The following is a 5,350-nucleotide window of genomic DNA, read 5'->3' as shown; positions in this document are numbered from 1 at the left end:
ATTTATTCCATAAGTAAATATCTAGCACTCGTTCCCGAAACCACGTGGATGACACTAAATTCTCCAGCGATTCTTGCTGCAAATTTGGTCTTACTGTATAGGAAATTACGTTTATCAGATTGCGGCATGCTTTTTCAATTTCTTTCTGACACTCCGAATATCGTGTCGTAAATGCAGTATTGAATGCGAGATAATCCCCTTCTGAGGTACCTAAGGCAATTCGTGCCTGCCGATCATATATACGAACAGGGCTTTTGACTTTCAGCCACAGAAATTTGGTAGTCAGCGATAGAACACTTCTCTGGCCATATTTGGAAGAAATACGCTGTCGCGTATAGTTGACGACATCTATTACATTATCGAAGGTTACAGGGGCAAAATCGTTCAATATCTCCAAGACAGGCTCATATCTCTGTAACCCCCTATCAGTGTCGTATTTTTTTGGCAGGTTGCGAGCGACTCGAAAATGCCCTCCTGCTGCAACGAGCGATTCCCTCTGTAAAGACGCATCACTGGAGGCCAGGGACTCGCAATAGTTTGCCTCTTTCTCCAGCCACTAGTTCAAAAACTGAAGTGCGCAGAAATCAAATGTACGAATGGGCACTCAACCTCCTGATATGCCTAACGCCCTAATAATGGGCAAAAAATTGTTGGCTATAATGTTGAGGAACGAAAACAGCCAACTGTTTTTTGTCCTTATTAATTAGCTTGTTATAACTCACTTGCTACTTCAGGCTTCTTTTTTGACCAGTACCAACAATATAACCAACTAGCAGGAAAGAAAATAAAACTTAGAAGGAAGGTATAAAACCCTACAAGTGGTAAGTTATCAGACTTCCCTTTGGCAAATTTCAAAGTTAAATACAGCATAACTAAGAAATTGATAAATATGATTTGACCTGCAACTGTTGCGTTTATGTTCATTTGTGCATCCTTACACTCTACAGTGTGGTGAGTTATAACACTAAGCTTTGGGGCGCAGACGCGGGGCTATAATCGCGAAGCGGCCCCGTGTTTGCGTCCCAGCGAACGAAGTGAGTGACAATAGCGTTTTGTTATACATCTGGTTACTTAAGACCACAAAACCCTTTAAACCGCGCAACCGGGGCGATTGTGGGCTGAGTACCTAAAAAGTCTACCCCAGTAAACGCCTTGTCTTGTAAAGAATCTGATTGCGGAAAAACAATGGTAACTTTATCTCCACTGTTGTCTGTGTAAATACTGGACCAATATTTTGCGTTTTTAGACATTGCCAATTCAGTATAGACGCACATCATCCAACGGGACGCTTGCGCTGAGCGTTCTTGAAACTTGGGAATATCCAAAACTGAAATTCCTTCTCTCTGTTCTACTTCCGTTACAACATAATCAAATGCTGTAATTCCCCTGTCCCTAGATGACACTGAAAAAGCTTCCTCTGCAAATGCTGAGGTTGTAGAAATTGAAAATAAGATTAGCGTGGTTAATAAAACCTTTTTCATTTTTTAGTTCCTTCTAGATGTATAACGCTAAGCTAAGGGGCTGGAAACGCATTACGCTAACACCAAATAAACCACCTTAATCACAAAACTCAATTTATACTAAAACCGCCACGCGTTTACAGTCCCTCTTTAGCGCCTTGTTATGTGCAACACGTTTTTTAGTTAAAGATTGCCAAAAAACAAAGACCAAATGACAAAAACACCTTTGCAAACCTTAAAAAATTCACTTAAAAGCCAATACTTAATGCAAGTTAACCAAAGGAAACACTGCAATTTTCACGACAAAGAAAGCGACCTTTCAACACCAACAAAACCTTTTGTAAAAACAGACTTTCAGAGCGAAGTTTCAGCAAATAAATCCGTTTCAAAAATACTGAAACTAGCAACGATTTGAGCTAGCAAAACCAATAGCGTACCGACTCAAAAACTAAATGAGGCAATTCACGAAACTTGGTTTGCACAATTGACTGAGAGATCCAAGAACTTGGATAACCAATGCTAACTTGCCGAAAAACCATAACAAATTGCCTGAGAAAACAATGAATAGAGCCGCAAAATTGCCCTAAGCACATAACGCTTTGCCAAGAGGCAAATGCGAGCGCATTGGCGAAGCCAGCGAGCATTTGTCCCTGCCGCGCTTTTTGCGGCGAACTTAGGAACTTGTTAGTGAGCATCTTTAATTGGCCAGATGAACTTACGAGCCACGAAAAACACTACAACGCCTATTACTGCAGCGGCAGTTCCGCCGAAAAGTTGTGCGACCGGCCACATAGAAGCACCACCACCTTGGTAAGGCACAAAATACTCTGTATATAACAGTGAACCTAATAGGCCCAACCAAGGCACTGCACCTGCAACAAAAATTGATAATTTGTGCCTCATATACTTGGCGACCAACAAACCAACTAAACTCGATAAAGTTATTAAAATATACCAAATATTCATGTTAAGCCTCCTGCTCACTAACGCAGCCAGCAGCGGCCGAAAAGCCGCGCAGCGGGTTTGAGGTCCAGGCCACGCAGTGGCCGTTGCTGACTGGCCTTGTTAGGCATTTGCCCGCTTACTGCTGCGAACCAAAAAGTAAAAACACACAGCCAACAACAGATAACGTGGAAGCGTTGTAATGATGTTATTGAGCACTTGAGGCTGTGATTGCGCAACAAAATACAGTTGTAATAGCACCAAAGGCGCGAGCAACAACACGTAAAAAGTAAAGTCTGGCTGTCTAATTACCAACTTACTGGCAAAAGCTACCACTAAAAATGCTGCCGCCAACGGCACCGCGATGGTGAACAAGTCGACAAGAGTGAAAGCGAGTAAGCCAGATATTTGAGCTACAGGTTTTAGAATATCAGCTGGTATTGCTACTGCTGCGCCAATGCCTGCAATAGCAATTGATGCATAAGCCAAAGCAACACCTAAAATGACCGCAACGACTTGATTTTTGATTTGATCCATCTACTTTCTCCTTGTTTTGCCTAACGCCCTAATAATGGGCAAAAAATTGTTGGCTATAATGTTGAGGAACGAAAACAGCCAACTGTTTTTTGTCCTTATTAATTAGCTTGTTATAACTCACTTGCTACTTCAGGCTTCTTTTTTGACCAGTACCAACAATATAACCAACTAGCAGGAAAGAAAATAAAACTTAGAAGGAAGGTATAAAACCCTACAAGTGGTAAGTTATCAGACTTCCCTTTGGCAAATTTCAAAGTTAAATACAGCATAACTAAGAAATTGATAAATATGATTTGACCTGCAACTGTTGCGTTTATGTTCATTTGTGCATCCTTACACTCTACAGTGTGGTGAGTTATAACGCCCGGCTCACGCGCCGGTTTGGAGCCGCGTAGCGGCGGAAAATCGGTCGCTGTGCAGCCGATTGTTATATTCACAGATGGTCAGCTAACCACCGCACTAGTTGGGGCTTCCCCTCAGGAGAATACCGGCTGAGGTGCGGCAAGCCTGCCACGTAGACGGGCCGATCATTGATATGACAATGAAAGCCTTTCAACCGCCAGTTTCCATGACCCGACGGCATACACTCTTCTTTCCCCCCAAACATTGCGTGCAAATACCCATATGGGGAATCAACAGAGTTTCCGAACGCAATGATTAGCTTGGGCTCTACCACCTCAAGAATGGCCTTGTGAACCGGCCAACACCTTTTGGCTAATGAAAAACTTATGTCGCTAGCTGCTCGGCTTTGGAGAAAAATCAGGTTGCTAGCGCAGACGTCAGAAGTCTCCAACCCGATTTCGTTGAGTAACCACTGAATTCTTTGTTGGAGTGGAGATTTTCCAGGCTCCCATTCGCCATTACCATTGCTCCAGCTTTCGTCAAGGTAAGCGTTGTCACTGTATGACAACATTGACCGCACACTTTCACTAAGTGGCGCCCCATTACTACCACCCGGATTAAATCCAAGCAAATAAACACTACCGGGTTTCAATGTTTCATGGCTGCTGTAAAGGATGCCTCCCGGCTCCCCCAAGAGATCCGATAAGCTTTCCTTAGCAATGGTCGGAATTTCATCCTTTGTCATGCGTTCTCCATGGAATATAACGCCTTAATAAACAGCGGAAAATAGCAGGCTAAACTAAGCGAAGAATGAGCGCAAGCCTGCTGTTTTGCGTCCATTGTTTAATTAACTTGTTAGCCATACTCTACTTTATTTCTTCGTCTTTAACGAAGCCATCATTAATGTAGTAGTCCCACATCTTAGCGCAAAAGACTAATAGATAAACGCACAAATATGCTATGGGCAAAGCTTCTAATATCCTTTCTATATTCTCTGGTGATAAGTCGACACTGTCACGATTTAAAGCTTTGAAATACCCACCAATAGCTAGAGCCGCAAGAACAAAAAAAGCTGGAAGTATTGATTTTCTGAAAGCGAGAATAAGGTACTTCTGTAGTCTCGATGATTTCACAAACTCCCCTTGTATGGCTAACGCCTGGCACAGCGGCTGGCAAAACTGGCGGTTTTTGTGCACAAGCACAAAAAGTGACAGGTTTGACAGTCCGTTGCTGCCACTTGTTAACCCTTTTGCCAGATTTGGTAACTATAATTTATGTTAGACACGAAGTCTTGACTAAAAACTGGCCTAAAATTACTGGGGATTTCTGGAAAATAAATATCACCTTCTGGCTCAATGTCGATTGTTGATATGTGTAAAGTATCAGCTTTATCGATCAGGCTTTTGTATATTTCACCACCACCAGACACAATCACATGATCCGTTATTTTCTCTAATTGGTTTAGCGCATCTTCGATAGATGGAAATACCAATACATTCTCTTCATTTGATGTGAAGCTTGAACGAGTTACAACGGCATACTTTCGATTGGGTAAAGCTCCCATAGATTCGAAAGTCTTTCGACCTACCAAAAGCCATTGATTATAGGTAATCGCCTTAAACAGTAATTGTTCCCCTTTGGCACTCCATGGAATATCTGGGCCATTTCCGATGACTCCATTCTTCGATATTGCTGCCATTAGTGATAGTTTCACGATACTTCCTTAGGGGTTAACGCCTCGTTAAGAGGCTAAAAATAGTTGGTTAAAATAAGCGACGAAGGAGCAAAAACCAACTGTTTTTTGTCCTTTTGAATGACTTGTTATGTGAATTATTTGCTGCGCTTAAAAATTGCCTTTATATGCTCCCAAGCTTCCTTACCTAATAGTGCAATAGAAACTAAAAACAAAACCTCTCCGGATATAATCAGGAATGTTGTAACTGCGGCTACTTCACCTTTTGATATATCAACGAATGGAAGTAAAGCGATTACACCCCATACAGCAAAGGACAAAACTAAACATATATAACCAGCGACTTTCTTCAATTTACGATTACACCTTATTCACA

At 42.0% G+C, this 5,350-nt stretch carries 9 protein-coding genes; all 9 read right to left on the bottom strand.

Annotated elements, in window-relative coordinates:
- Positions 1-388 (bottom strand): hypothetical protein (locus ACTRWE_RS18775; protein ID WP_462880490.1); only part of this gene is annotated, 388 nt, incomplete at its 3' end.
- A 323-nt stretch (positions 389-711) separates the two neighbouring features.
- Positions 712-924, bottom strand: coding sequence for a hypothetical protein (locus tag ACTRWE_RS18770; RefSeq protein ID WP_015067157.1), 213 nt, complete (start codon positions 922-924; stop codon positions 712-714).
- A 143-nt stretch (positions 925-1,067) separates the two neighbouring features.
- Entirely contained in the window at positions 1,068-1,481 is a 414-nt protein-coding gene (locus ACTRWE_RS18765; protein ID WP_163112589.1) for a hypothetical protein, read from the bottom strand.
- A 663-nt stretch (positions 1,482-2,144) separates the two neighbouring features.
- Positions 2,145-2,426 carry a hypothetical protein gene (locus ACTRWE_RS18760; protein WP_004587912.1) on the bottom strand — a complete coding sequence of 94 codons (282 nt, stop codon included), beginning with the start codon at positions 2,424-2,426 and terminating at the stop codon, positions 2,145-2,147.
- Between the two features lie 99 nt (positions 2,427-2,525).
- Complete coding sequence (locus tag ACTRWE_RS18755; protein WP_138627487.1) at positions 2,526-2,939, bottom strand: hypothetical protein; 414 nt, start codon at positions 2,937-2,939, stop codon at positions 2,526-2,528.
- Between the two features lie 110 nt (positions 2,940-3,049).
- On the bottom strand, positions 3,050-3,376 hold the full coding sequence (locus tag ACTRWE_RS18750; RefSeq protein ID WP_462880489.1) for a hypothetical protein: 327 nt from the start codon (positions 3,374-3,376) through the stop codon (positions 3,050-3,052).
- On the bottom strand, positions 3,373-4,026 hold the full coding sequence (locus ACTRWE_RS18745) for a uracil-DNA glycosylase family protein (RefSeq protein WP_462880488.1): 654 nt from the start codon (positions 4,024-4,026) through the stop codon (positions 3,373-3,375). The genes ACTRWE_RS18750 and ACTRWE_RS18745 overlap by 4 nt, the downstream gene beginning before the upstream one ends.
- A gap of 495 nt (positions 4,027-4,521) precedes the next feature.
- On the bottom strand, positions 4,522-4,995 hold the full coding sequence (dfrA, locus tag ACTRWE_RS18740; protein ID WP_121432092.1) for a trimethoprim-resistant dihydrofolate reductase DfrA: 474 nt from the start codon (positions 4,993-4,995) through the stop codon (positions 4,522-4,524).
- 116 nt (positions 4,996-5,111) lie between these two features.
- The gene (locus ACTRWE_RS18735; protein WP_462880487.1) at positions 5,112-5,327 is read right to left on the bottom strand and encodes a transporter suffix domain-containing protein; all 216 of its coding nucleotides are present in this window, start codon (positions 5,325-5,327) and stop codon (positions 5,112-5,114) included.
- Between the last annotated feature and the right edge of the window lie 23 nt (positions 5,328-5,350).

Source organism: Pseudoalteromonas sp. G5_S1_54_S4 (genome assembly GCF_054968565.1).
This window is presented reverse-complemented; position numbering and strand designations above follow the sequence as displayed.